Consider the following 24,058-nt stretch of genomic DNA (forward strand, 5'->3'; position numbering starts at 1 on the left):
TCGGCTCCACTTGAAAACGGCACCACGCCCGATTCCGGTCCGCCTTGCGCACTCCCTGATCGAATCACCCGCGCGAAGCCTCTCTTTGACCGCCGTCCAATCATCGATAGAGTATTTAGCCATTGCACCACATCCTTTCCATGCGTGCAATGACCGCTAGAATCCGCCCGGGGATAATGTCATCAGATGACATTATCCCCGTCCTGCGTCACCACGTCACCCGGCAAACGGCCGCTAGCCCAGTCCCAACAACAACCCGATGCCATACACGATGAAAGCGACGATCCAGGCAACGGCACACTGCATCACGACGATAACCGCCGCATACTTGCCACCGAGCTCGTTTCTCACCGTGATAATCGCCATCACGCACGGTGTGTACAGCAACACGAACACGAGAAACGTGTAGGCAGCTAGCGGGGTAAACAGCGTCGTGAGAAGCGCCAGATTGCCACCGACAAGCTGCGTGATGGTCGAGATGACATTCTCCTTGGCCATGAAGCCCGTGAGCACGGCCGTCGCCGCACGCCAGTCCCCGAAACCGAGTGGCTCGAAGATGGGAGCGAATATCGCGCCGATACCCGCGAGCATGCTCTGCGACTGGTCGGCGACCACGTTGAAGCGCGCGTCGAAGGTCTGCAGGAACCAGATGATGAGCGTCGCGATGAACACGACCGTGAACGCCTTTTTCGCAAACTCCTTCGCCTTGTCCCAGGCAAGTCGACACACGGTGCCCAGACTCGGCAGCCGATAGTTGGGAAGCTCCATCACGAAGGGAACGGGCTCGCCACGAAACACCGTGCGGCTCAAGACGAACGCCGCGATGATGCCGACAACGATGCCGAGCAGGTACAACGACAGCATCGCGAGCGCGGCGTACTGGGCGAAGAAGAAACCGCAAAGCAATGCGTAGACCGGCAATTTCGCCGAACAGCTCATGAAGGGCACGAGCATGATGGTCATGCGACGGTCATGCTCGGAGGGAAGCGTACGTGTTGCCATGATCGCGGGAACGCTGCATCCGAATCCCATGATGAGCGGCACGAAACTACGTCCCGACAAGCCGAGCTTGCGCAGGAGCTTGTCCATGAAAAATGCGACACGCGCCATGTAGCCCGTATCCTCGAGCGCCGAAAGCAGCAGAAACAACACGACGATGATGGGCAGGAACGAGAGGACCGTGCCCACACCGGGAAACACGCCATCGCAGACGAGCGAGACGACGAGCGGGTTGATCTCGAGCGATTCGAGCCCGTCGCGCACGGCCTGCGTGAGCCACTCGATGCCCTCGCCCAATAGATCCGAAAGCGGCTGCCCAACCACGTTGAAAGTCAGCCAGAAGACGACGGCCATGATGAGAATGAACATGGGGATGGCCGTGTACTTGCCCGTCAGGATGCGGTCGGCCTTGAGGGAACGCTTGTGTTCGCGCGATTCGCGCGGACGCCAGACGCACTTCGCGCACGCTTTCTCGATAAAGGTAAAGCGCATGTCGCTGATAGCCGCCACGCGGTCAATGCCGGCCTCTTGCTCCATCTGCGCAACGATATGCTCGACGGCATCCAGCTCGTTGGCATCGAGGTCAAGCGCCTCTGTGACGAGCGAATCGCCCTCGATGAGCTTGGTTGCGGCAAAGCGCAACGGCAAATCAGCGCGATGGGCGTGGTCTTCGATGAGATGCATGACGCCGTGTATGCAGCGATGCACCGCCCCGTTATCGGGTCCGTCGGGTTCGCAGAAGTCGACGCGGCCGGGACGCAGCTGCTTGCGGGCGACGACGAGCGCATGCTCGACGAGCTCGTCGATGCCTTGATCGTTTGCCGCCGAGATGGGCACGACGGGGACGCCAAGCTCGGCCTCGAGTACGTTGACGTCGATGCTGCCCCCACTCGCGGTAACCTCGTCCATCATGTTGAGCGCGATGACGAGCGGCACGTCAAGTTCCATGAGCTGCAGGGTAAGGTAGAGATTGCGCTCGATGTTCGTACCATCGACGATGTCGATAATGGCGTTGGGCTTCTCGTCGAGCACGAACTGGCGCGAGACGATTTCCTCGCTCGTATAGGGCGAGAGCGAGTAGATGCCCGGCAAATCCGTCACCGTGACCTTGGAATGATTGCGTATCTCGCCGTCCTTGCGATCGACCGTCACGCCCGGAAAGTTACCGACATGCTGGTTCGATCCGGTCAACGCGTTGAAGAGCGTCGTCTTGCCCGCATTCTGATTACCGACGAGAGCGAAGTTGATGGGCCTTCCCGCCGCGATCACATGCCCGGTGGGACGCGGACGGTAACGCTCGTTTGCGCCATCCTTGAGAGCGCCATCGATATCCTCCTCGCCAAAGGAGGGATATAGTGTCTCCGATGCCATGACAGGGTCGGAGGTGTTTTCCTTGGCGATGGGCTCCTCGCGGTCGGCAGGATTCTCGTCAATATCGCCAATGGAGATTTGCGCGGCATCGGCTTTGCGAATCGTGAGCTCGTAGCCACGCAGGCAAAGCTGGATGGGATCCCCAAGCGGCGCTTCCTTGTGCGCCGTGACACGCACGCCAGGCGTGAGCCCCATGTCGAAGATATGCTGGCGCAGCTGGTTTGACTCGCAATCGACACTCGTGATGACGGCCGATGCGCCTATGGGCAGCTCGTCGAGCGTACGCGACGGATCGCGCCCGGCCGGGTCAATCATCGAATATGAGGTCTGTTCGTCTGTCAACTTTTATCTCTCCGAGGTATCAAGTTCATGATAGCAGCTTGCGGCGCTCACGCCAGTCGGGCAGAAAGCCGTCCATGAGCTCGTGGAAACGGGCGTTGTGGCTCGGCTCGAGCATGTGCACGAGTTCGTGGACCACCACGTATTCCAGACAACGCGGCGGATACAACGCCAGACGCGTATTGATGCACACGCGTCCCGTCGCCGGTTGGCATGAACCCCAGCGGCTCTTCATGTTTCGGAAGGCGAGCTTTTTTACGCGCACACCAATGATGGGCTCCCAGACCTCGAGCAGCACGGGAACCGCCGCCTCGACGAGCACGCGCCAGGTACGCTTGTCCTCATCGCTCGCATAGGCGGCTTGGGCCATGGGGGACTCGGCGAGCCGGGCACGCTGGCGCTCGATCCAGGCGGCATGGCGTTCCACGGCATCACGCATCTCATCCATTGTCGCCGATAGCGGTGCGGAAACGACGAGCGTGCCGTCGCCCTCAACGCGCAGCCGGATGTTGCGCATGCGCGCGCGGCGCCTGATGCGCACATGGTATCCCGCCAGCTCCGTAATCTTCTCGTCCATGCGCCCATGATAAGGCAAAAGTGCCCCGGCAAGTTTTGTCTCATTCGCCAATTGCAGCGCTACAATAGCCTCATGCAACAGGAACTCACAAGCAACGTGTTCGATACCGCCCTCATCTTCGAAGGTGGCGGCATGCGCGCGAGCTACACGAGCGCACTGGCAAACGTGCTACTCGAAAACGGCATCTTCTTCGACAACGTTTACGGGCTATCCGCCGGGGCGAGCAATACGGTCAACTATGCCTCGCGTGATATCGACCGTACGAAGCGCTCTTTCGTCGACTTCGTAGAGGACCCCGATTTTGGCGGCATCAACACCTTGCTGCAACACAAGGGCTTCTTCCACGCCGAGCACATCTACGAAGAAGCCGGTCTACCCGACGGCTTTCTCCCCTTCGATTTTGCCACCTTCACGGCCAATCCCGCGAAGGTCACCATCGAGTCATTCGACCGCGACACGGGCCAGAGCGTGTACTGGACCAAGGATGATATGCAGACCATCGAGGACTTGATGGTGCGCGTACGCGCCTCATCGACGCTTCCGCTCGTCATGCCCTCCCCCAAGATCGGTGACAGCCACTACTACGACGGTGGCCTGGGCGAAGGAGCGGGCTTTTTGCTTCCCCGCGCACAGCGAGATGGCTTCACGCGCTTCCTTATCGTGCGCACGCGTCCGCGTGAATACCGCAAGGCCCCGCCCCTGGGCCTGGGCGATAAAATCACCAACGCCATGCTTTGGGGTCGTCCCTACGTGATAAACGCACTCGAAAACCGCTGGTGGAAGTACAATCGCATGTGCGATGAAATCGAACGGCTCGAGACCGCCGGCAATGCTTATGTCTTCTACGCCGAGGGCATGGCCGTCAGCAGCGGCGAGACCGACCTGGGCAAGCTCCAGGCGAGTTATGACGCCGGCTATGCGCAGGCAATGCGCGAGCTACCTGCAATCAAGGAGTTCTTGGGAGTGTAGCCCCTACATCGTATGCGTGGCATAGACAGGATCGTCTGACCACATGACGACCTCGCCGGCAGCGAGCGTCGCGGGCATGTCAATGATGCGCTGATTGGACGAGCCGCGAAAACGCAGCGAGATATCGTGAAGCTCCTTAACGTAGGGACCGTCCACGAGCACGTCAATGCAGGCGAGCATGCGATCGGTGACCTCGGTACGCCGCAGGTTCATCTCGTCGAGCAGGTCCTCGAGCAAATCGCCCGTAAAGCACCAGATGGTCTTGTTCGGAAGCTCGGCCTTCACGCGCTCGAGAAAGACCACGAGCCCGCGCTGGTTGTCCGGCTCCATGGGCTCACCACCCAAAAGCGTGAGCCCACGTATGTACGAGGGTTTCATGCTCTCGATGAGCTCGTCTTCCACCTCGCGCGTGAACGGCTCGCCAAAGTCGAAGCTCCAGGTCTGGGGCTGAAAGCACTCCGCGCAATGATGCGTGCAGCCACTCACGAACAGCGTCGTGCGCGTGCCAGAGCCATTGGCGATGTCACAGTATTTGATCTCGGCGTAGTTCATGATTACTTCTACCTATGAAATTGCGTGATGCGCATCTATGGTCGCAAAGGTTCGTGCTTGGCGCACCGAGCTCAGCCCCGATTTCAGAGCTGTGATAAATCGCGAGGCGGTCTTGCGAGGACTGTTTGAGAAGGGCAACCACACTGTGGTTGCCCTTCGAGTCCCGCAGCAGCCGAGCGATTTACGCAGCTCGGGTGAAATCGACTGGCGAGCGAAGTGCGCCAGGCTCGTTTCCTAAAGGTGCATGACGCGATCTCGAATTTCTTCCGTTCTCCCCTGGTTCCAGTATTGCGTGCCGATGTAGCCGCAGGTGCGACGCGCGACGTTCATCGTGGCCTGATCGCGGTTGCCGCAGTTGGGGCACTCCCACTCGAGCTTGCCGTCCTCCTCGACGATCTGGATCTCTCCGTCGTAGCCGCAAATCTGGCAGAAGTCGCTCTTGGTGTTGAGCTCCGCGTACATGATGTTGTCGTAGATGTAGCGCATGACATCGATGACGGCCTCGAGGTTGTCCTGCATGTTGGGTACCTCGACGTAGCTGATGGCGCCACCCGGGGAGAGACGCTGGAACTCGCTCTCGAACTTGAGCTTGGTGTAGGCGTCGATTTCCTCGGAGACGTGCACGTGATAGCTATTGGTGATGTAGCCCTTGTCCGTGATGCCCTTGATGATGCCGAAGCGCTTCTGCAATGCCTTGGCGAACTTGTAGGTGGTGGACTCGAGCGGCGTGCCGTACAGCGAGTAGTCGATGTCCTCGGCAGCCTTCCACTCGAAGCACTTGTCGTTCATGCGCTGCATGACCGCGAGCGCAAACGGCGTGGCCTCATCGTCGGTATGGCTGTGACCCGTCATGTACTTGACGCACTCGTAGAGACCGGCATAGCCGAGCGAGATGGTGGAGTAACCGCCGTAGAGCAGCTTGTCGATGGTCTCGCCCTTCTTGAGGCGGGCGAGCGCGCCGTACTGCCACAGGATGGGCGCGGCATCCGAAAGCGTGCCCTTGAGGCGGTCGTGGCGGCAGCGCAGGGCACGATGGCACAGCTCGAGGCGCTCCTCGAAGATGCTCCAGAACTTCTCCTCGTCACCGCCGCTGGACAGCGCCACGTCGACCAGGTTGATGGTCACGACGCCCTGGTTGAAGCGACCGTAGAACTTGGGCTTGGTGGGATCGTAGTTACCGGCGTTGGCCACGTTGCCATACCCATTGCCAGAGCGATCCGGCGTGAGGAAGCTGCGGCAACCCATGCAGGTATAGCAATCGCCCTCGCCTTCTACCTGACCGGCGGAAAGCTTGTACTCCTTCATCTTCTTCTCGGAGATGTAATCGGGGACCATGCGCTTGGCCGTGCATTTGGCGGCAAGCTGCGTGAGGTAGAAATACGGGGAGCCCTCGTCAACGTTGTCATCCTCGAGCACGTAGATGAGCTTGGGGAACGCCGGGGTGATCCAGACGCCCTCCTCGTTCTTGACACCTTGATAGCGCTGACGCAGCGTCTCCTCGATGATCATGGCGAGGTCGTGCTTCTCGGCCTCGTCGCGTGCCTCGTTGAGATACATGAAGACGGTGATGAAGGGAGCCTGGCCATTGGTGGTCATGAGCGTGACGACCTGGTACTGGATGGTCTGGACGCCGCGCTTGATCTCCTCGCGCAGACGACGCTCGACGACCTGCTCGATCTGCTCCTTGTCGGCCTCGATGCCGAGCATCTCGAACTCAGCATAAGTCTCGCGGCGAATCTTCTTGCGGGAGACGTCGACGAAAGGCGCGAGATGCGTGAGCGAGATGGATTGGCCGCCGTACTGGCAGCTCGCCACCTGGGCGATGATCTGCGTGGCGATGTTGCACGCGGTGGAGAACATGTGCGGACGCTCGATGAGGGTACCCGAGATGACCGTGCCGTTCTGGAGCATGTCCTCGAGGTTGACGAGGTCGCAGTTGTGCATGTGCTGCGCGAAATAGTCGGAATCATGGAAGTGAATGATGCCGTTGTTGTGGGCTTCGACGACCTCGCGGGGCAGGAGCATGCGCATGGTGAGGTCCTTGGAAACCTCGCCCGCCATGTAATCGCGCTGCACGGAGTTGACAGCAGGGTTCTTGTTGGAGTTCTCCTGCTTGACTTCCTCGTTGTTGCACTCGATAAGCGTGAGGATCTTGTCATCGGTCGTGTTGCTCTGACGCTTGAGGTTCTGGAGATAGCGATAGATGATGTACTTGCGCGCGACTTCGAACTTGTCGAGCGCCATGATCTCATCCTCGACCATATCCTGGATTTCCTCGACCGAGACCGTGTGCCCGGCAGCCTTGCAGGCGTCCTCGACATTGAGGGCCGCATACTCGATCTGACGCGCTGTCAGACGCTCGTCTTCGGGAACTTCCCCGTTTGCTGCTTCGATTGCGTTGGCGATCTTCGAAAGATCGAAGACTGCCTCCGAGCCGTTTCGTTTGATGATTTTCATGTTTCCCTCATGTCCCTCGTGTTCGAGTTTTTGTATGCAACGTTTTTGCGTGTGCAAGTGTGATTGCTCGATTCAGAATAGACCATATCTTGTGTTTGGGACGCCTGAAAATCCACAATATCTTGTGGATAAATTAGCTTGACATCACAAGATTTGGTATTTTCACAGGTAAAACGTATCAGGGAAGTAGATAAGCAACCTGTAACAGCTTGAAAAAAATTTCGGCGAAATCCACCAACGGAAGCTCGAGTATCTTGGTCATTTACGGCGAAATAATAAGTTCCACAACTGACTAAGATATTTGGACGTTTGAAGAATCTTGTTCGCTGTCGTAGATAGCTCATATTTTGCACGAGGCGAATCACGTAGAAAATCCGCAAGCTCGCGGTCAGAACACATCCTACCCGTGTGACCAACTTATAGAGCCCTAAAAAGGAGGGAAGACAATTGTCGCCGGAGCAGTTTTGTCTTGAGAATGAGGCAGTTGCTCTGAGCAACTGCCTCATTCTCGCCCCGGAACATTTCCCGTTTCAAAAGGAAGGGGAGATGACACACGCATCTCCCCTTCCCGCAAATCTCTATGGTGTCGTGACTAGACGATACCCTGGGCCATCATCGCGTCGGCAACCTTGAGGAAGCCCGCGATGTTCGCACCCATGACGTAGTTGCCCTCGTGGCCGTACTCGCGTGCGGCATCGTCAGCGGCGTGGAAGATGCCCTGCATGATGCCCTTGAGCTTCGCATCGACCTCTTCGAAGGTCCAGGAGAGACGCTCGGAGTTCTGGCTCATCTCCAGGCCGCTTGTGGCAACGCCACCAGCATTGGCGGCCTTGCCCGGGAAGAACGCGACGCCGTTTTGCTGCAGGTACTGAGTCGCCTCGAGCGTAGTCGGCATGTTCGCGCCCTCGGTGAGAATCTTGCAACCGTTGGCGACAAGGTTCTTGGCATCCTCGATGTGTACCTCGTTCTGTGTCGCACACGGCATGGCGATATCGCAAGGGGTAACCCACACGCCAGCACCCTCGTGATACTCGACGGTCTTGTGATCGCAGCGCTTCGCGTACTCGCTCAGGCGACCGCGCTCGACTTCCTTGATCTGCTTGACAAGGTCAAGGTCGATGCCGGACGGGTCGTAGACCCAGCCCGTGGAATCGGACATGGTGACGACGGTCGCGCCGAGCTGCGTAGCCTTCTCGCAGGCGTAGATGGCAACGTTGCCCGAACCGGACAGGCACACCGTCTTGCCCTTGTAGGAATCGTTGTTGCAGTTGAGGTACTCCTCGGTGAAGTACACGGCACCATAGCCGGTTGCCTCGGTGCGGGCCAGCGAACCACCGTAGGAGAGGCCCTTGCCCGTGAGCACGCCAGTCCACTCGTTGCGGATGCGCTTGTACTGGCCGAACATGAAGCCAATCTCGCGCGCACCCGTGCCAATGTCACCAGCCGGGACATCGGTATCGGCACCGATGTGACGCTGCAGCTCGGTCATGAAGGACTGGCAGAAGCGCATGACCTCACCATCGCTGCGACCCTTGGGATCGAAATCGCAGCCACCCTTGCCGCCGCCCATCGGCAGCGTGGTGAGGCTGTTCTTGAAGACCTGCTCGAAGCCGAGGAACTTGAGGATGGAGAGGTTCACGCTCGGATGCAGGCGCAGGCCACCCTTGTAGGGGCCGATGGCGCTGTTGAACTGCACGCGGAAGGCGCGATTGACCTGAACTTTGCCAGCATCATCCACCCACGGCACACGGAAGGTGATGATGCGCTCGGGCTCGACGATGCGCTCGAGCAGACCGGCCTCCTCGTACTCGGGATGAGCTTCGATGACGGGCTCGAGAGACTCGAGAACCTCGGTCACGGCCTGGATGAACTCGGGCTGGTCGGCATCCTTTGCCTTGACCTGTTCGATAATGCGCTGTACGTAACTCACGGTTTTCTCCTTGTCTATGACGGGACGCGTGCATTATAGGTTTTGAAGTTCCCATAACGTTGCCGAATTAATGAAATCGAAACATTCGCGAACACGAGGGCGGGCAGTGGGGACGGGGACAAGGGGACAGGTCATTTGTCCCACGAACCCCAGTGGGACAAATGACCTGTCCCCTTGTCCCCGTCCCCGAGCGTTATCCACCGTGGTAAAGTAGCAGAACATACGTTTTGGGGAGGAACCATGAGCCTGCTTCAATCTAGCGACGAATACTGGGAGTTCCTGGGGCAGTGCACGCAGTGCGGGCATTGCACGCAGGCCTGCGAGTCGCTCACCATGGCCGACATGACGCTCGGCGACATCGCCAAGGGCCTACTCGACGCCCAGCGCAATACCAGCTCAGCTGAGGAACTTGCCATCGAGCTCGCCAGCAATCCACAGCTTACCCAGGCGGTGCGCGGTTGCTTCTTCTGTACGAGCTGCAAGAACACCTGCTTCGCGCACAACAACGTCTCCAATCTCATATATCACGCGCGCGATGATTACCAGAAGCTCGGCCTCATCCCCCGTGACACCTACTCGAGCGTCGAGGTCGATCGTGAATGGGACATCTTCACCGCCTATCGCGCCATCTACGGTATCGACCTTACCGATCTCACGCGTCACATCGAGACCGCGACCCATGGCGCCGCGACGGATTGCGAAATCGCGTTCTTCCCCGGCTGCTCGCTTGCAGCCTACGCGCCCGAACTCACGCGCGAGATCTTCGAGACGCTCGACGAGTTGGGCGGCAAGGCGACGATGATCGACCACTGCTGCGGATCGCCCCTCAAGAGCGCCGGCTTCTTTGACCGCGCCGAAGCCCTCTGCGACCGCAGCTGCGCCGAAATCGCCTCTTCGGGAGCCCACACGCTCGTCTGCGTATGTCCCGGCTGCAAGAACGCCATGCAGGCCGCCCTCGACCGCAATGGCATGGATGTGCGTGCCGTGAGCCTCTCGGCGTTCCTCCTCGAGCGCGGCTTCACGCCCAAGCATCCGCTTCCCGAGGGGAATTACTGCATGTCCAAGGCATGCCAAGACCGTGATGGCAGCTGCTTGGATGTCACCCTGGAGGTGCTCGGCCTCGACGAGGACACGGTCGAAATCTTCCACGGCTGCTGCGGCGCCGGCGGTGCAGTCAACTCGTTTGAGCCCGACCGCGTGGACGGCCAGACCGAGCTGAAGCTCTCCTTCGCGCCCGAGGGTTCGACCGTCGTGACCATGTGTCCCACTTGCACCTACACCTATGCCTTCTACCTGATGAACCACCCGCGCGAGCTCGGCAACAAGCACTATGCCGAGCTGCTCTTCGACACCCAAATAGATTGGGACCTCGTCTACGCGCAACTCTCGGGCATGTGGACGGGCGAGTACGGTCCGTGGCTTTCGCAGGTCTTCGCATAGAAGGGGATGATGAGCATGAACGCACATGAGATGACAGACGCGGCTCCCGTTGCCATCATCGGCTTTGGCGCCGCCGGCTTCAACGCCGCCGTCGGCTTGCGGACGAACGGATACACGGGCCCCATACGCGTGTTTTCAGACATCGAAACGCTTCCCTACAGCCCCATACTCACTTCCTACTACGCGGGCGGAGAGCTCGATTACGAGGAGTGCTTCCCGTGGAGCCAAGCCGAGATCGACGAACTCGGCCTCGACATCGTGCAGGAAGGTCCCGTCATCAAACTCGATACCAAGGACCATCTCGTATATACGAGCCAAAACTCCTATCCGTACTCCAAGTGCGTCATCGCGTCGGGCTCCGTCCCCACGCCCGTCGGCTTTCCGCGTGACTGCGGTTATGCCCCGCTCATGCTCAGGACCATGGACGATGCCGAACGCCTCAAGGTCGCTATCACCAATCCCGGCTGCAAGCGTATGCTCGTGAGCGGTACTTCCATGGTCTCTCTCAAGACGGTCGAGGCGTGCCTCAACCGCGGCGTGGAGGTCACGCTTGTCGGTATCATGGACCACGTGCTCGACATGAACGCACTGCCCCAGGCAGCCGAGCGTTTCGAGCGGGGCCTCGTCGCGCAGGGCGTTACCCTCAAGCTTGCCAACCCCATCAAAGAGGTCGAGGTCATCGATGATGCCACCCACCCCCTCGGCCGTCGCCTCGAGGTCACGTTTGCCGATGGAGATGTCGAGAGCTTTGACGAAATCTTCGTCGCCCACGGCATGCGCAACAACCTCGGCTTCGTCGAGGAAGGGTCCCTCGCGATGGATCGCGGCATCATAGTCGACGAGTTCATGCGCTCGAGCGACCCGGACGTCTATGCCGCCGGTGACGTCGTGCAGGCGACCGAGCTCATCAGCGGCGAGAAGCGTATCGTCGGCATCTGGAAGAACGCTGCGCTTCAAGGCGCATGCGCAGGCCGGGCAATTGCCGCCGAGCTTGCCGGCGACGAGCCTTCACGGCCTTGCCCCGAATCGCTCGCGATGAACACCATCTGCGTGCGCGAGACGCTTTTCATCTCGGCCGGCACCATCATGCTCGATGACAATAGCCGCGTGGAGACGGAAGTCGACGACACCATGACCGTCGTGCGCATCTTCGAGACCTCCTCCGATGGCACGGAGAGACTCGTAGGCTTCAACATCGCATGCGATACGGACGAGCCGGGCGGGGATGCTTACGACCTGGGCGCCATGCTCACCATGCGCATACGCAAGGACTGCACCCGAGCGGAAAAATGAGACACTTGCTCAGAGCAACTGTCTCATTTTGCAAAGAAGGATGAGAGATGACCGATAAGAAAGCCCGTCGCTTTAACCTGACCACGTGGATACTCATATCGCTTGTCGCGGGCATCATCGTGGGCCTCGCGTGCAGCTATCTCATTCCGGCTGGCTCACCCGCCGATGACATCTTCATCGAGGGCATCTGCTATGTCTGCGGCCAATGGTTCGTGCGCCTCATGCAGATGCTCGTCGTTCCGCTTGTCTTCTGCTCGATCGTCTGCGGCGCGGCGTCCATGAGCGACCCCAAGATGCTCGGCAAGGTCGGCATCGGCACCATCGCAATCTACTTGCTCACCACGGCGCTTGCCGTCGTCATCGCCATCATGCTTGCCGAGGTCTGCAAGCCGGGCATGGGGCTTGACATGGCAGCCATCGTCGCCGTCGAGCCAACCGTGACAACAACCGAGCAAACCTTCGCCGAGATGCTCATCAACATCATCCCCAAGAACGTCGTGACGGCGATGAACAACGGCGACATGCTTCCCATCATCTTCTTCGCCCTCATGCTCGGCTTCATCTTGGGACGTCTTGGCAAGAAGGTCGCCACGGTCAATCGCTTCTTCACGCAGTTCAACGCCATCATGATGAAGATGATCGGCGTCATCCTGCGCGTCGCCCCCATTGGCATCTTCTGCCTCATCACGCGCACCTTCTGCAATTTGGGCATCTCGGGCGTGCTGCCCATGGTCAAGTTCATCGGCACCGTGTACCTCGGACTTGCCGTACAACTGCTCGTCGTCTACATGCTCATCCTCTTCATCGGCACGCGCCTCAACCCCTTCCACTTCCTGCACAAGTTCTGGCCGGTCATGGCATTCGCGTTCTCCACGAGCTCGAGCAACGCCACCATCCCGCTCAACATGGAGACGCTCGAGAAGAAGATGGGTGTCGACAATCGCGTCGCCTCCTTCACCATCCCGCTGGGTGCCACCATCAACATGGACGGCACCGCCATCATGCAGGGTGCTGCCGTCGTCTTCATCGCCCAGGCATTTGGCATTGACCTTACGTTCGCCGCACTCGTCACCGTCGTGCTCACGGCCGTGACCGCCTCCATTGGCACGGCCGGCGTACCCGGCGTGGGCACCATCATGCTCGCCATGGTCTTCGATTCCATCGGGCTTCCTGCCGAGGGCGTTGCGATGATCATGGGCATCGACCGCCTCCTCGACATGGGTCGCACCGCCATCAACATCACGGGCGATGCTGTCGTCACGACCGTCATGGCGAACTTTGTCGGGTTGCTCGACAAGGACGTATACCGCAACAAGGACTACGGTGCGATCAGCGAGTCGGAACTCGACGCACCGACCGATCCCGTCGATTATGATGAGTTTACCGAGCATGGCGATCCCACCGAAGTTGGCGAGCAGGGAGAGCCGGATCGATTCAAGGACATGGACTACCCAACCGTCGGCAAGGGAGCAGACAATGAGTAACTACCAAGTTGAGGACCTGATTCTCGAGCATGACGAGAAGAGCATCTTCGGCCGCATCTACCTTCCTGACGAAGCCGCGAACGGCAAGCGCGTGCCGCTCGTGATCTGCGCCCATGGCTTCGGCGGCAACAACGAGTCCTGCGAAGCCTACGCACGCGAGTTCGCAAAACGCGGCTATGCAGCCTACTGCCTCGATTTCTGTGGTGCGGCCAATTCCAAATCGAGTGGCGACACGAGCGAGATGACCATCTTCACCGAGCAGGCTGATATGGAGGATGCCTATACGGAGCTTGCAGAGCTCAGCTACGTCGACCTCAATAACGTCTTCCTCTTTGGCATGAGCATGGGCGGTGCCGTTGCCGCACTTGCCGCCGCGAACAAGAGCAGCCTCATCAAGGGGCTCATCCTGCTCTATCCCGCTTTCAGCATTCCCGGCGACGTACGACGCGCGTGGCCCAACCGCGATGAGTTTCCCGAGAGCTTTGGCATCTTCAACGCCGAGGTCGGTCGCGCCTTCATCGAGGCAATCTATGACTTCGACTTTTACGAACACATCGCCAAATACACCGGCCCCGTACTTATCCTGCACGGCATGAGTGACGACATCGTCGCATCGGGCTATTCCGTACGCGCCGTCAACATCTACCCGCGCGCAGACCTCGAACTCATCGGAGAGGTCGGTCACGGCTTTACGGGCGGTGCCTTCAAGTACGCCGTACGCAAGATTGTCGGCTTCCTCGATGAGGAGGCTGACCTCCCCGACGAGTCAGGCCTTAACGGCGACCTGAACTTCAAGGGCGGCGGGATGTTCGGCTAAGCGCAACGCGGTGGGACAAGGGGACAGGTCATTTGCCCCACGAACCCCAGTGGGACAAATGACCTGTCCCCTTGTCCCACTTGTCCGCCCGAATATGCTTAGGCCTGACTGTGCAGGCCGCGCCCCTCGATGACGATGTAGTGAACCGCCATCGGACCGTGAACGCCCTCGACGCGCACGAGCTCGATGTCCGCCGTCGCCGACGGACCGCTGATGAAGCAGATCTGCGAGGGTAGGTTCTCGCCCGCCGGTGCGCCTTCCTCGTCAAGCGCCGCAAGCCAGTCACCCATCGTCGCCTTCACATCGGCCGCGTTGACGATGGCGATGTGGACGGTTGGCAGCAGGCTGATGGAGCGACCGCATTTCTCGCTGCACGGTTGAACAATGGTCGCGGTCTCTGCGATGCCACTCTGGGCAAACGTAATGCCGTAGCGTGCGACATTGCATGCATCGACCATGGCATCACGACCGGCCGTTGCGTCCCAACGCGTAAGGCCCGTGACTGCGTCGCACTTCTCGAGCGCAGCGGGGATGTGCATTTTCTCGATGCGGTGGTCGTCTGCATAGACGACCGAACCGGCCTCGTCATCTGCCTTGATGATATCGACAATCGTCTGGGCGACCTCCGTCGACTTGCAACGGTGCACGCCCACTTGCACCTTCTGCGCCTCGTCGACGAACATATCGACGAGTTGCGGATGATCGAGGCCATCGGTGAGACGTGCAGGAGGGTTCTTCTCGTAGTCGAGCGGCTGCACGTCCTGCGGAACAGCCTCGTGCCCCAATTGCCGGGAGATGGGAGCCAGGAAGCTCTCGAGTGTTGCGCGCTCCATCATGCACCGCCCTTCTGGTCTTGGTCGTCATGCGTCTTCGCACGCTCCTCGGCGCGGGCGGCATTATGCTCGGCCAACCAGGTGCGGAAGCGATACGGCGCGATGACGTCGAAATCACGTGACGAGGTCCAGCTGCCGAGGACGGGAATCCAGGCGCTGCGCTCGTCGAGTGATGATTTGCCACGAGTGAGGATGTTCATGACGGGACGCCCGAGGCGCATGAGCGCCATGTACAGCGGACTGCTCGACCACATGGCTTGCATGGCCTTGAAGATGGGTACCTCGACCTTGTTGTTCTTGCCCTCATCGACAATCGCGATGCGGTGATCGCGCACGAGGTCGTGTATGGGAATGCGCACCGGGCAATGCTCGGTGCAGGCACCGCAGAGGGTACAGGCAAAGGTCATCGCCTTGGCGTTGGCATCGTCGTAACCCACGAGCTCGGGCGTGAGTACGAGACCCATGGGGCCGGGGTAGATGGACCCGTAACCATGCCCGCTGATATGGCGATACACGGGGCAAATGTTGAGGCAGGCGCCACAGCGGATGCAGCGCATCATGGGCTCGAACTCGGTATCGAGCAGCTTGTGGCGCCCGTTATCCATGATGATGTAGTGGACCTCGGCCGGTCCGTCCAGTTCGCCCTCATGGCGCGCACCGGTATCCACGCTGAAATATGCCGTCATCTTGGAACCCACGGCGCTCTTGGGCAGCAGGGCCATGAAGATGTCGAGGGACTCGAGCGTGGGGACGATGCGGTCGATGCCGACGAAGACAATCTGCACCGGTGGGAAGCTGTCGACCATGCGACCGTTGCCCTCGTTAGTGACAAGCGTGACCGAGCCGGTCTCCGCCACCGCAAAGTTGCAGCCGCGTATGCCCACTTGGGCACTCAGGAACTCGGGGCGCAGCATCTTGCGTAGGAAGTGCGTGATGTGCTCGGGGACGTTGTCGCCATCGTATCCGCACTCCTTGCGGTAGAGCTCGGCGATATCATCGCGCGTATGATGGAGCGCAGGCACGACGATGTGCGAGGGCATGTCGCAAGCCGTTTGCAGGATGTTCTCGGCGCAATCGGTCTCGATGACCTCGACACCCGCCTCCTCGAGCACGTGATTGAGACCGATCTCCTCGGTCATCATGCTCTTGGACTTGACGGCCTTGAAGGCGCCGTGATTCTCGAAAATGTCGAGCGCCTCCCAAAGTGCCTGGTTGCCCGTCGACGCAAAGTGCACGTTCACGCCATGGTCGCTCGCGTTCTGCGCGAACTGCTTCACGTAGTAGTCGAGGTTCTTGGTGACGTGATCGCGTATGTCCATTGCCGTCGTGCGCAGGCCCTGCCAATCCGGCTCTGCCTCGACGAGCGCGGCGCGCTTTTGGTAGAAAGTCTCCTGCGCCGTCTGGATTGCCTGATGCTTGAAGTCATCCTCGATGCACTTGGCAGCGCGCTCGCGCAGAGACGCTTCGGTGTCATATAGAATCGCCATGGTTACTCCCTCGCATCCAGAATCTGCGCGATATGCATGACGCGGATATCACGGTCGAGCGCTCCTTGCGTGCGCAAGCGCGCAAGCGCGCCCTTGATGTTCATGAGGCAGGGTGCGTCAGCACCGCATACGACATCGGCGCCCGTCTCGATGATGGTCGCGCACTTCTCCTTGACGATCTCCGCCGAAATCTCCGGTTCCTTGAAGGAGAAGGTTCCGCCAAAGCCACAGCAGCGCTCGGCATGCACCATCTCGATGTATTCGAGCCCCTCAACGGCCTTGAGCAGCTGCAGGGGCTGTTCCTCGATGCCGAGAAATCGCGTGACATGGCAGCTCTTGTGATAGGTGACCTTGTGATGGAAGCTCGCGCCCACATCGGTCGTATGCAGCTGGTTGACGATGAAGTCCGTGAACTCGAACATGCGCGGCCTGATGCGCTCGAGTTTGTGCAGGTACTCCACGTCCTCGAGCACCGTGGGGTAATCATTGATGATGGCGTTCATGCACGAGCCCGTGAGCGAAACGATCGTCTCGTATTGATCGAGGTCATACGCGTCGAGTATGTTCTTGGCGACGGGTATGGTCTCCTTAGCGTATCCCGAGTTGAGAAGCCCCTGCCCGCAGCAGACCTGCTCTTCGGGCATCTCGACCTCACAACCGAGACGCTCGAGCACGTTGACCGCGGCAATGCCGATTTCGGGATAGAACATGTCGACCATGCAACCGGGGAAAAACGCAACCTTCATGCGATTCGTACTCCCTCCAGAAATTCTCGCGGAATTTTGTCCCTCCCATTGTATTCGTTTTGAAGGAGGATTTGCGCGTACTGCACACGCCGTAGACGCAATTGTCGTGCACGGGTATCCGCCGATGCCCTCTGATTTGCGGTATTATGCGGAAAGTTATATGTGAATTATGTTGGGAGAAATCATGGAGCTCTTGAGAAAGTGGAATTCGATCAGCCTCATCTGGCGCATCGTCATAGGCCTGGTCATCGGCGCGGTCCTGGGCGTGTGCTCCCAGGCGTTCGCATGGGACCAGATCATGATCATCGACCTGCTGGGTACGCTATTCGTCAGCGCATTGAAGGCTGTCGCCCCCATCCTCGTCTTCTTCCTGGTCCTGAGCGCGCTTGCCAACGCCAAGACCGCCGGTTCCATGAAGACCGTCATCCTGCTCTACATCGTGTCGACGATTCTCTCGGCGTTCATCGCCGTGCTCGTGAGCTTTGTCTTCCCCGTCGACATCACGCTGGCCAATCCGCCCGAAGACGTCGCCGCCTCCCCCGAGGGCATCGGCGCCGTGCTTCTCACGCTCGTGACCAACATCTTCTCCAACCCCGTCGATGCGCTCATGAAGGGCAACTTCATCGGCATCCTGGCATGGGCGATCGTCCTCGGCATCGCGCTGCGTAACGCCAGGCAGTCCACCAAGACCGTCTTCGAGAACATCTCCGAGGCGATCACGCGCGTCGTGCGTTGGATCATCAACCTTGCGCCGTTCGGCATCCTCGGCCTTGTCTACACGTCCGTATCCACGAGCGGCCTCGAGATCTTCACCTCCTACGGCGCTATCATCCTGCTGCTCGTCGGCTGCATGCTGCTCATCGCCCTCGTGGTCAATCCCATCATCGTCTTCGTCTGCATCCGCAAGAACCCCTACCCGCTCGTCCTGCGTTGCCTCAAGGACTCGGGCATCACGGCGTTCTTCACCCGTAGCTCGGCGGCAAACATCCCCGTCAACATGGAGCTTTGCCAGAACCTCGGCCTGAACAAGGACAACTACTCCGTCTCCATCCCGCTCGGCGCGACCATCAACATGGCGGGCGCGGCCGTCACCATCTCGATCATGACGATGGCGACCGTGCACCTGCTCGGTATCCAGGTCGACTTCCCCACGGCAGTCGTCCTGAGCATCCTATCCGCCGTTGGTGCCTGTGGCGCATCGGGCGTTGCCGGTGGCTCGCTGCTGCTCATCCCGCTTGCCTGCTCGCTGTTTGGCATCGGTCAGGACATCGCCATGCAGGTCGTCGCCGTTGGCCTCATCATCGGCGTCATCCAGGATTCCTGCGAGACCGCGCTCAACTCCTCCTCCGACGTGCTGTTCACGGCATCCGCCGAGTACATGGCGCGTCGCAAGAAGGGCATCGAGTTCTTCCCCGGCAAGGACGCACCGCTGCCCGTCGAGGAGATCGAGGAGGACAAGCTCGACGAGGCGCAGCTCGAGGGCACCGAGGACACCTGGGCCGCCAAGGAGATCGGGTAGAGGTTTCCTCGCTGTCGCATATTCGTGAAACGTACGGGGCGGTCGCACATGCAGCCGCCCCGTTTTTTGTTCAAGAGCTTGTCGATGTAACTGAGATTGAGATGCTGCCCGGCACTGCGCACCTGTGACAGCATTACCGGGCCGGCTGCCCGGTAATGCGCGTCTGCGGTCGTTTTCGACGCCTATCTGCCAAATTATGTGCCCATCTGTCCACACCACTGGGCAATGTGCAGCCACCAGAGCACACCATTGGGCGCTCTTCGACGATGTAGCCACCAGAGCACATCGCTGGGCACTATGATGGCGTTTACTTCGCGAGAGTAGACGGTGCCTGTCATCCTTGAGTCTTCCCGCCAAGAACCGTGAATTGCCGGCCGCAGCCCGTGCCTCTCTGCCAAGGACTCCCGGCCGTTGACCGTCAGATGACTCGTCTTTCCATGCGGGTTTCCGTCACGGCAAGTCTAAACCCCGACACAGTGTCAGGGTCAATAGCTGCGTAATGAGAAATGTGCTCGGAATGAATTTCTTATCAGACCGTCTAGTGAGCAACGAGAAACAATCCTATGCACTCGTGCGCTGCACTTGTCCGAGTTTTGCCGCAAGATGCTCCGATTCTGCTCTGGTTTCGCTCCGATTCCGTGCAGATTCTGGGGGTGGATGGCTCGAATGATGTTTTCATACCATGATCGCGATCTGCGTTGCGCCTGCGATTGGAGAGAAGATGGAAGACAGGAGCGCCAACGAGAAGAGGAAAGACGGCAGCGGTCGGCGGTCCGAGGTTTGTGGCATGAGGCATGCCCCCGTTTTCCCCGGTGAGTTCAAGTTCACCAACGACGGCATGTTCAAGAAGGTCATGCAGGACGAGTCCATCTGCAGAAGGCTACTTGAGCGCATCCTGAACGTCGAGGTGGGACGCATCGTCTATCGCGACGAGGAGATGGAGGTCGATTCTGGCATCTTCTCGAAGAAGGTCCGCTTCGACGCCTACATCAAAGGTGAGGATGCGGTCTACGAGGTGGAGATGCAAAGCGCACGCGAGTACTTTCTGGGAAGGCGTTTCAGGTTCTACCAGGGAAAGGTCGACTCCACGCTTCTGCAACCCGGAGACGAGTACGCCGATCTTGCCGAGAGCTACATGATCTTCATCTGCAGGGACGACCCGTTCAGATGCGGAGACCCGGTCTATTGCTTCGAGACATTGAGCAGGAAGCGCCTAGAACTCGACCCGAAAAGCGGAATGCATTGGGTGGCATTGAACGCGTCTGCTTGGGGAAAAGAGGACAATCCGGGCATGCGCGACTTACTCGACTACGTGTACAATGGCACCGTGGCCAAAGGGGATGAGCTCGTCGAGGACATCGAGCGGGCCGTCTATGAAGCCAATCATGACGAGGATTGGGTGGACGCCATGTGGGCAGGCATCAGCATCGAGGAAAACGCGGAGCGCAGGGTGCGCTTGGCGGCTCGCGCAGCCGCAGAGGAGGCCCGCGAAGTGGCGCTAGCCGAAGGCGAGGCGATCGGCAAAGCCGAAACTCGCGCGCAATACAACGTCCTTGTCGCCAAACTTGCATCCGAAGGGCGCATCGATGAGCTTGCCGCCGCAGTCGATGATCCCGCGAAGCTCGACGCCCTGTTCGCCGAGCTCTCGTGAGGCGTGTCCGGCGACTTTTTGATGCGGGTTTCCGCCACGCAAGTCAAAACACCGATACAGCGCCAGAGCCAACTGCTTAACGAATAATGTTAGTGACGTAACGAGTTAGTCACTCTCCCTACAGCGCTGCGAGCACCTCGTCGACGCTGCGCTTGACCTCGGCCTTGGCCTTCTCGACGTCGATGGTCTCGTACTCCCCGTCCCTGTAGAGCACCCGGCCGTCGCACATGGTGAGCACCACGTCCGCGCCATTGGCGCTGTAGACGAGGTTGGTCGCGATGTCGTGCACGGGCGTCATCCACGGCGTGTCGATGTCCATGACGACGAGGTCAGCACGCTTGCCCTGCGCTAGCACGCCGCAATCATGGCGACGTTGGGAACGCGCGCCGTTGACCGTGAGCATGCGCAGAATCTCCTTGGGCGTGATGATGGCGGGATCGAGCGCGTTGCCCTTCTGGGCGCAAGCGAGCAGGTACGCGCTCTGCAGGATGTTGTGGGTGTTGTTCGACGCCATGCCGTCCGTGCCGATCGAGCAATGCACGCCGGCATCGATCATGGCCTGCACCGGCGCAAAGCCGCTCGCGAGCTTCATGTTGCTCGCGGGGTTCAGGCTCACGTTCACGCCCTTGGCCGCCATGAGCTCGATATCGGAGGGCTCGACCCACACGCAATGCGCCGCGGTGACGGGAATGTCGAAGGCTCCCAGGTGATCGAACCAGGCCGCCGGGGTCATGCCGTCGTGGCGCTCCTTGCACTCGTCGCACTCGAGCTTGGTCTCGGCCAGATGGATGTGCAGACCCGTGTCGTGCGCCTTGGCTTCGGCCACGCAACGCTCGATCATGCCCTGAGGCGTGGTGTACTCGCCGTGCACGCACATGTCGATCTTCACGCGGCCGTCACCGGCGTTCTGGTACTCGGCAAAGAGCTGCTCGTTCACCGCGGCCACGGGTAGCGTGTCGTAGTCGGTCTCGACAAAGCACATCGTGCCGCCATCGCAGTGATTGGCCTTCATGCCCGCCTCGAGGGTGGCCTTGCAGCGGTCGATGGTGGCGAAGTACATGTCGGTGTAGCCCACCACGCCATAGCGCAGCATCTCGGCCTGGCTGAGCATGCAGCCCCAGTAATGGTGCTTCTTCTCCATGTCCATCTTGCCCTCGAAGGGCCAGACCGTGTCGTTGAGCCACTGCTGGAGAGGCTGGTTCTCGGCATAGCCGCGCAGCAGCGTCATGGGCGTGTGTGCGTGCGTGTTGTAGAACGCGCTCATGAGCAGCTTGCCCGTGCCGTCGTAGCGCTCGCCAAAGCGCGCAGCATCTGTGGGCTCCTCGGCACCCACGTAGGTGATGTGACTGCCCTCGGTGCCCACGAACATGCCGCGCTTGTGGTCGAGGTTCTCGTCGAGGATGTCGATGTTGGCAAAGAGCATGGCGTGTCCTTTCAAGTATCCATGGGCAGGATAGGCGGGACTGGGACAGGGGGACAGGTCATTTGTCCCACTGGGGTTCGTGGGACAAATGACCTGTCCCCCTGTCCCAGTCCCGCCTCATCGTTCACATTATCTCACTTCGCGTACTTTTCGAGCAGGCTGCCACCGCAGCTGGAACCACAGCCCGCGGCGCACGAATAGCAGATGGGGCTCGTCCTGATGCGACGCCTCGGCAGTGGCGTATCAACAATATCGCGCACGTTAGCCGGCCCGTCCAGCGGCAGGCCCAGGACGTGGTTGACCTCGCAGTCATAGAGGCCGCCATCATAATCGACGTTGAGCTGCGTGCGGCACATGATGTGGGCGACGGTCGCGCCGTTGTAGTTGTCCGCGAGCAGCTTGTTGTACGCGTCGTAAGTGCGCGCGGCGAGCAGCTTGCCGGCAAAGCGTCCCATGTTCCAGTTGTTCATCGCGTACAGCCCGTTGAACTTCACGCCCTCGGCATGCTCGAGCTCGTAGCGATAGAAGTCCTCCAGGTCGGCTTGGTCGGGCGGCAGGAAGGGCCCGTCGACGTTGTAGGCCAGGTCTATCTGCAGCTCGGGATCGATCCCGTAGCCAAGTGCGTTTATGTCGCGCAGAACCTTCATGATGCTCGCGAAGCTTCCCGCTCCACGTTGCTCATCCACACCCGCTGCGTCGAAGTAGGGCATCGAGGTAACGAGCTTGACCTTGTTTTTGACGTAGACGTCCTTGAAATGCGCGTACTTTGGATCGTCGAGGATGCAGAGGTTCGAGCGTACGATGACCTGCTCGGCAATCTTGCCTGCCTCTTCGATGAGCCACTCGAGATCCGGATTCATCTCGGGAGAGCCACCCGTAATGTCCAAGACCTTGAAACCGCCGGTCTTGAATGCGGCAAGAACCGCCTCCATGGTCTCGCGACTCATGCTCTCCTCGTTCTTGGGCGAGCAGGACAGGTAGCAATGATTGCACGCGAGGTTGCAACGATAGGTGACGTTGACCTGCATGGTGTCGAGCATCGCGGTCTCGAGCAGGCCCTTGTCATGAATGCGCTTCTCGAAGGGCTCGATTTCGAGGCGCGAGCACGAGTCCTCGATCCAATCGAGGTCGACCGTGCGCTTGCCACGCGTAACGGCAAGTGCAGCGTTGGCCACCTCGTAGTCGAAGGGGCCTACGTGATTGCGACGCGGCGTGACCTTGAAGTGCTTGGCATAGCGGCTGTTCTCGAGGAATGTCGCCATGTTACCGCTGATGGCAACGGGCCTATCCTTGATGAAGCGCACCTCGCTGTCGAGGTCGAAGTAGCGCTTGTTCTCGGGCATGGTGCCCAGGTAGGTCGCCGTCTGCTGATAGTCCTCCTCGCGGTCCTCGAACTTATCGCACTTGATGGCGCGCATGGTGCGCGACGCGAAGCCGATGCTGCCGAGCTTGGTCGCGATCTGGAAGTCCCCGACTTCGAGCGGCTCGTGGGCGACGTCATAGCAGACCTGCGTGCCGCACCGCACCAGCATGCGGCGGAAGTCCTCGACGTACATGGCGCCGGACAGGCACTCGCCGCGCAGGATGGGATCGTCGTAGAAGCCCTCCGGCACGCGGCGGTCGGAGAATATGTCCGAGAAGTACAGCTCTCCCCCGGGCTTGAGCACGCGGAATATCTCCTCGAAGAGCTCCTGCTTGAAGGGCGAGAGATTGATCACGCAGTTGGAGATGACGACATCGACGCTTTCGCTGGGAATCGCGGACATGTCCTCGATGTAGCTCTCGATGAACTCAACGTTGCTTTGGGGCAAACCCAGCCGCTCAATCTGCGCGGCCTCGTGACTGCGCGCGAACTCGAGCTGGCTCGGCGTCATGTCGACGCCGATGACGTGGCCTTCCGGTCCCACGAGTTTGGCGGCGATGAAGACGTCGCGGCCCGTGCCACAACCCAGGTCGAGCACCGTGGCGCCTTCGAGCGCTGGTGGCAGGGGGCTTCCGCAGCCGTAGAAGTGCTCGATGATCTCCGGGTCGAGCTCCGGGAAGATGTCAAGCACGTATTTGGGAGGAGCGGTCGTTGCGCACGTGCATGCGGTGGTGCGCAGGTCATCGCTATCCGTAAGCGTCTCGCCGTAGTACTCGCGCACCATGGCGCGGATGTCGACCTCTGCCAT

General features: G+C 59.8%; 17 protein-coding genes. 7 read left to right on the forward strand and 10 right to left on the reverse strand.

Features of this window, described 5'->3' with window-relative positions:
• Positions 1–234: 234 nt before the first annotated feature.
• Both feoB and OIM11_08005 read right to left on the reverse strand, forming a co-directional pair.
• Positions 235–2,685 (reverse strand): ferrous iron transport protein B, encoded by a 2,451-nt coding sequence (gene feoB / locus OIM11_08000; protein HJJ01069.1) that lies wholly within the window; start codon positions 2,683–2,685, stop codon positions 235–237.
• A gap of 52 nt (positions 2,686–2,737) precedes the next feature.
• Entirely contained in the window at positions 2,738–3,286 is a 549-nt protein-coding gene (locus OIM11_08005; GenBank protein ID HJJ01070.1) for a M48 family metallopeptidase, read from the reverse strand.
• A gap of 72 nt (positions 3,287–3,358) precedes the next feature.
• Between OIM11_08005 and OIM11_08010 the strand changes: the two genes are divergently transcribed.
• Positions 3,359–4,255 carry a patatin family protein gene (locus OIM11_08010; GenBank protein HJJ01071.1) on the forward strand — a complete coding sequence of 299 codons (897 nt, stop codon included), beginning with the start codon at positions 3,359–3,361 and terminating at the stop codon, positions 4,253–4,255.
• A 3-nt stretch (positions 4,256–4,258) separates the two neighbouring features.
• Here OIM11_08010 and nrdG read toward each other — a convergent pair whose 3' ends face one another.
• From nrdG to gdhA, 3 genes are all read right to left on the reverse strand, one after another.
• Entirely contained in the window at positions 4,259–4,807 is a 549-nt protein-coding gene (nrdG, locus tag OIM11_08015; protein HJJ01072.1) for an anaerobic ribonucleoside-triphosphate reductase activating protein, read from the reverse strand.
• Positions 4,808–5,041: 234 nt separating this feature from the next.
• On the reverse strand, positions 5,042–7,264 hold the full coding sequence (nrdD, locus tag OIM11_08020) for an anaerobic ribonucleoside-triphosphate reductase (protein ID HJJ01073.1): 2,223 nt from the start codon (positions 7,262–7,264) through the stop codon (positions 5,042–5,044).
• A gap of 592 nt (positions 7,265–7,856) precedes the next feature.
• A complete protein-coding gene (gene gdhA / locus OIM11_08025) occupies positions 7,857–9,194 on the reverse strand; it encodes an NADP-specific glutamate dehydrogenase (GenBank protein HJJ01074.1) in 1,338 nt (445 codons plus the stop codon).
• Between the two features lie 240 nt (positions 9,195–9,434).
• On the opposite strand from gdhA, the gene OIM11_08030 reads away from it, so the two are divergent.
• Genes OIM11_08030 through OIM11_08045 form a run of 4 tightly spaced genes read left to right on the forward strand, consistent with a single transcriptional unit; the run spans position 9,435 to position 14,228 of the window.
• Complete coding sequence (locus OIM11_08030; GenBank protein HJJ01075.1) at positions 9,435–10,634, forward strand: (Fe-S)-binding protein; 1,200 nt, start codon at positions 9,435–9,437, stop codon at positions 10,632–10,634.
• A gap of 15 nt (positions 10,635–10,649) precedes the next feature.
• On the forward strand, positions 10,650–11,927 hold the full coding sequence (locus OIM11_08035) for an NAD(P)/FAD-dependent oxidoreductase (GenBank protein HJJ01076.1): 1,278 nt from the start codon (positions 10,650–10,652) through the stop codon (positions 11,925–11,927).
• Positions 11,928–11,974: 47 nt separating this feature from the next.
• Positions 11,975–13,411 carry a dicarboxylate/amino acid:cation symporter gene (locus tag OIM11_08040; GenBank protein HJJ01077.1) on the forward strand — a complete coding sequence of 479 codons (1,437 nt, stop codon included), beginning with the start codon at positions 11,975–11,977 and terminating at the stop codon, positions 13,409–13,411.
• Entirely contained in the window at positions 13,404–14,228 is an 825-nt protein-coding gene (locus tag OIM11_08045) for an alpha/beta hydrolase (GenBank protein ID HJJ01078.1), read from the forward strand. The genes OIM11_08040 and OIM11_08045 overlap by 8 nt, the downstream gene beginning before the upstream one ends.
• A gap of 98 nt (positions 14,229–14,326) precedes the next feature.
• Here the strand turns inward: OIM11_08045 and OIM11_08050 are convergent, their stop codons facing one another.
• From OIM11_08050 to OIM11_08060, 3 genes are read right to left on the reverse strand one after another with little or no spacing between them, the layout of a single operon-like run.
• Positions 14,327–15,064: a lactate utilization protein C gene (locus tag OIM11_08050; protein ID HJJ01079.1), complete on the reverse strand. Its 738-nt coding sequence runs from the start codon at positions 15,062–15,064 to the stop codon at positions 14,327–14,329.
• Positions 15,061–16,548 carry a LutB/LldF family L-lactate oxidation iron-sulfur protein gene (locus OIM11_08055; protein HJJ01080.1) on the reverse strand — a complete coding sequence of 496 codons (1,488 nt, stop codon included), beginning with the start codon at positions 16,546–16,548 and terminating at the stop codon, positions 15,061–15,063. Before OIM11_08055 ends, OIM11_08050 begins: the two co-directional genes overlap by 4 nt.
• Before the next feature lie 2 nt (positions 16,549–16,550).
• Positions 16,551–17,294, reverse strand: coding sequence for a (Fe-S)-binding protein (locus tag OIM11_08060; protein HJJ01081.1), 744 nt, complete (start codon positions 17,292–17,294; stop codon positions 16,551–16,553).
• A 184-nt stretch (positions 17,295–17,478) separates the two neighbouring features.
• Between OIM11_08060 and sstT the strand changes: the two genes are divergently transcribed.
• The gene (sstT, locus tag OIM11_08065) at positions 17,479–18,813 is read left to right on the forward strand and encodes a serine/threonine transporter SstT (protein ID HJJ01082.1); all 1,335 of its coding nucleotides are present in this window, start codon (positions 17,479–17,481) and stop codon (positions 18,811–18,813) included.
• Positions 18,814–19,534: 721 nt separating this feature from the next.
• Complete coding sequence (locus OIM11_08070) at positions 19,535–20,464, forward strand: Rpn family recombination-promoting nuclease/putative transposase (protein ID HJJ01083.1); 930 nt, start codon at positions 19,535–19,537, stop codon at positions 20,462–20,464.
• A 118-nt stretch (positions 20,465–20,582) separates the two neighbouring features.
• Here the strand turns inward: OIM11_08070 and OIM11_08075 are convergent, their stop codons facing one another.
• Positions 20,583–21,887, reverse strand: coding sequence for an amidohydrolase (locus OIM11_08075; protein HJJ01084.1), 1,305 nt, complete (start codon positions 21,885–21,887; stop codon positions 20,583–20,585).
• Between the two features lie 134 nt (positions 21,888–22,021).
• Positions 22,022–24,058: an arsenosugar biosynthesis radical SAM protein ArsS gene (gene arsS / locus OIM11_08080; protein HJJ01085.1), complete on the reverse strand. Its 2,037-nt coding sequence runs from the start codon at positions 24,056–24,058 to the stop codon at positions 22,022–22,024.

The organism is Coriobacteriaceae bacterium, from assembly GCA_025992705.1.
Taxonomy (GTDB): Bacteria; Actinomycetota; Coriobacteriia; order Coriobacteriales; family QAMH01; genus QAMH01.

Excerpts from the sequence above, each read along its gene's own strand:
- arsS (HJJ01085.1), bottom strand. The coding sequence starts at position 24,058 with ATGGCAGAGGTCGACATCCGCGCCATGGTGCGCGAGTACTACGGCGAG.
- OIM11_08045 (HJJ01078.1), top strand. The coding sequence starts at position 13,404 with ATGAGTAACTACCAAGTTGAGGACCTGATTCTCGAGCATGACGAGAAG.
- OIM11_08055 (HJJ01080.1), bottom strand. The coding sequence starts at position 16,548 with ATGGCGATTCTATATGACACCGAAGCGTCTCTGCGCGAGCGCGCTGCC.
- nrdD (HJJ01073.1), bottom strand. The coding sequence starts at position 7,264 with ATGAAAATCATCAAACGAAACGGCTCGGAGGCAGTCTTCGATCTTTCG.
- OIM11_08070 (HJJ01083.1), top strand. The coding sequence starts at position 19,535 with ATGGAAGACAGGAGCGCCAACGAGAAGAGGAAAGACGGCAGCGGTCGG.
- OIM11_08075 (HJJ01084.1), bottom strand. The coding sequence starts at position 21,887 with ATGCTCTTTGCCAACATCGACATCCTCGACGAGAACCTCGACCACAAG.
- OIM11_08005 (HJJ01070.1), bottom strand. The coding sequence starts at position 3,286 with ATGGACGAGAAGATTACGGAGCTGGCGGGATACCATGTGCGCATCAGG.
- OIM11_08040 (HJJ01077.1), top strand. The coding sequence starts at position 11,975 with ATGACCGATAAGAAAGCCCGTCGCTTTAACCTGACCACGTGGATACTC.
- OIM11_08030 (HJJ01075.1), top strand. The coding sequence starts at position 9,435 with ATGAGCCTGCTTCAATCTAGCGACGAATACTGGGAGTTCCTGGGGCAG.
- OIM11_08010 (HJJ01071.1), top strand. The coding sequence starts at position 3,359 with ATGCAACAGGAACTCACAAGCAACGTGTTCGATACCGCCCTCATCTTC.
- OIM11_08035 (HJJ01076.1), top strand. The coding sequence starts at position 10,650 with ATGAACGCACATGAGATGACAGACGCGGCTCCCGTTGCCATCATCGGC.
- sstT (HJJ01082.1), top strand. The coding sequence starts at position 17,479 with ATGGAGCTCTTGAGAAAGTGGAATTCGATCAGCCTCATCTGGCGCATC.
- nrdG (HJJ01072.1), bottom strand. The coding sequence starts at position 4,807 with ATGAACTACGCCGAGATCAAATACTGTGACATCGCCAATGGCTCTGGC.
- feoB (HJJ01069.1), bottom strand. The coding sequence starts at position 2,685 with ATGATTGACCCGGCCGGGCGCGATCCGTCGCGTACGCTCGACGAGCTG.
- OIM11_08050 (HJJ01079.1), bottom strand. The coding sequence starts at position 15,064 with ATGATGGAGCGCGCAACACTCGAGAGCTTCCTGGCTCCCATCTCCCGG.
- OIM11_08060 (HJJ01081.1), bottom strand. The coding sequence starts at position 17,294 with ATGAAGGTTGCGTTTTTCCCCGGTTGCATGGTCGACATGTTCTATCCC.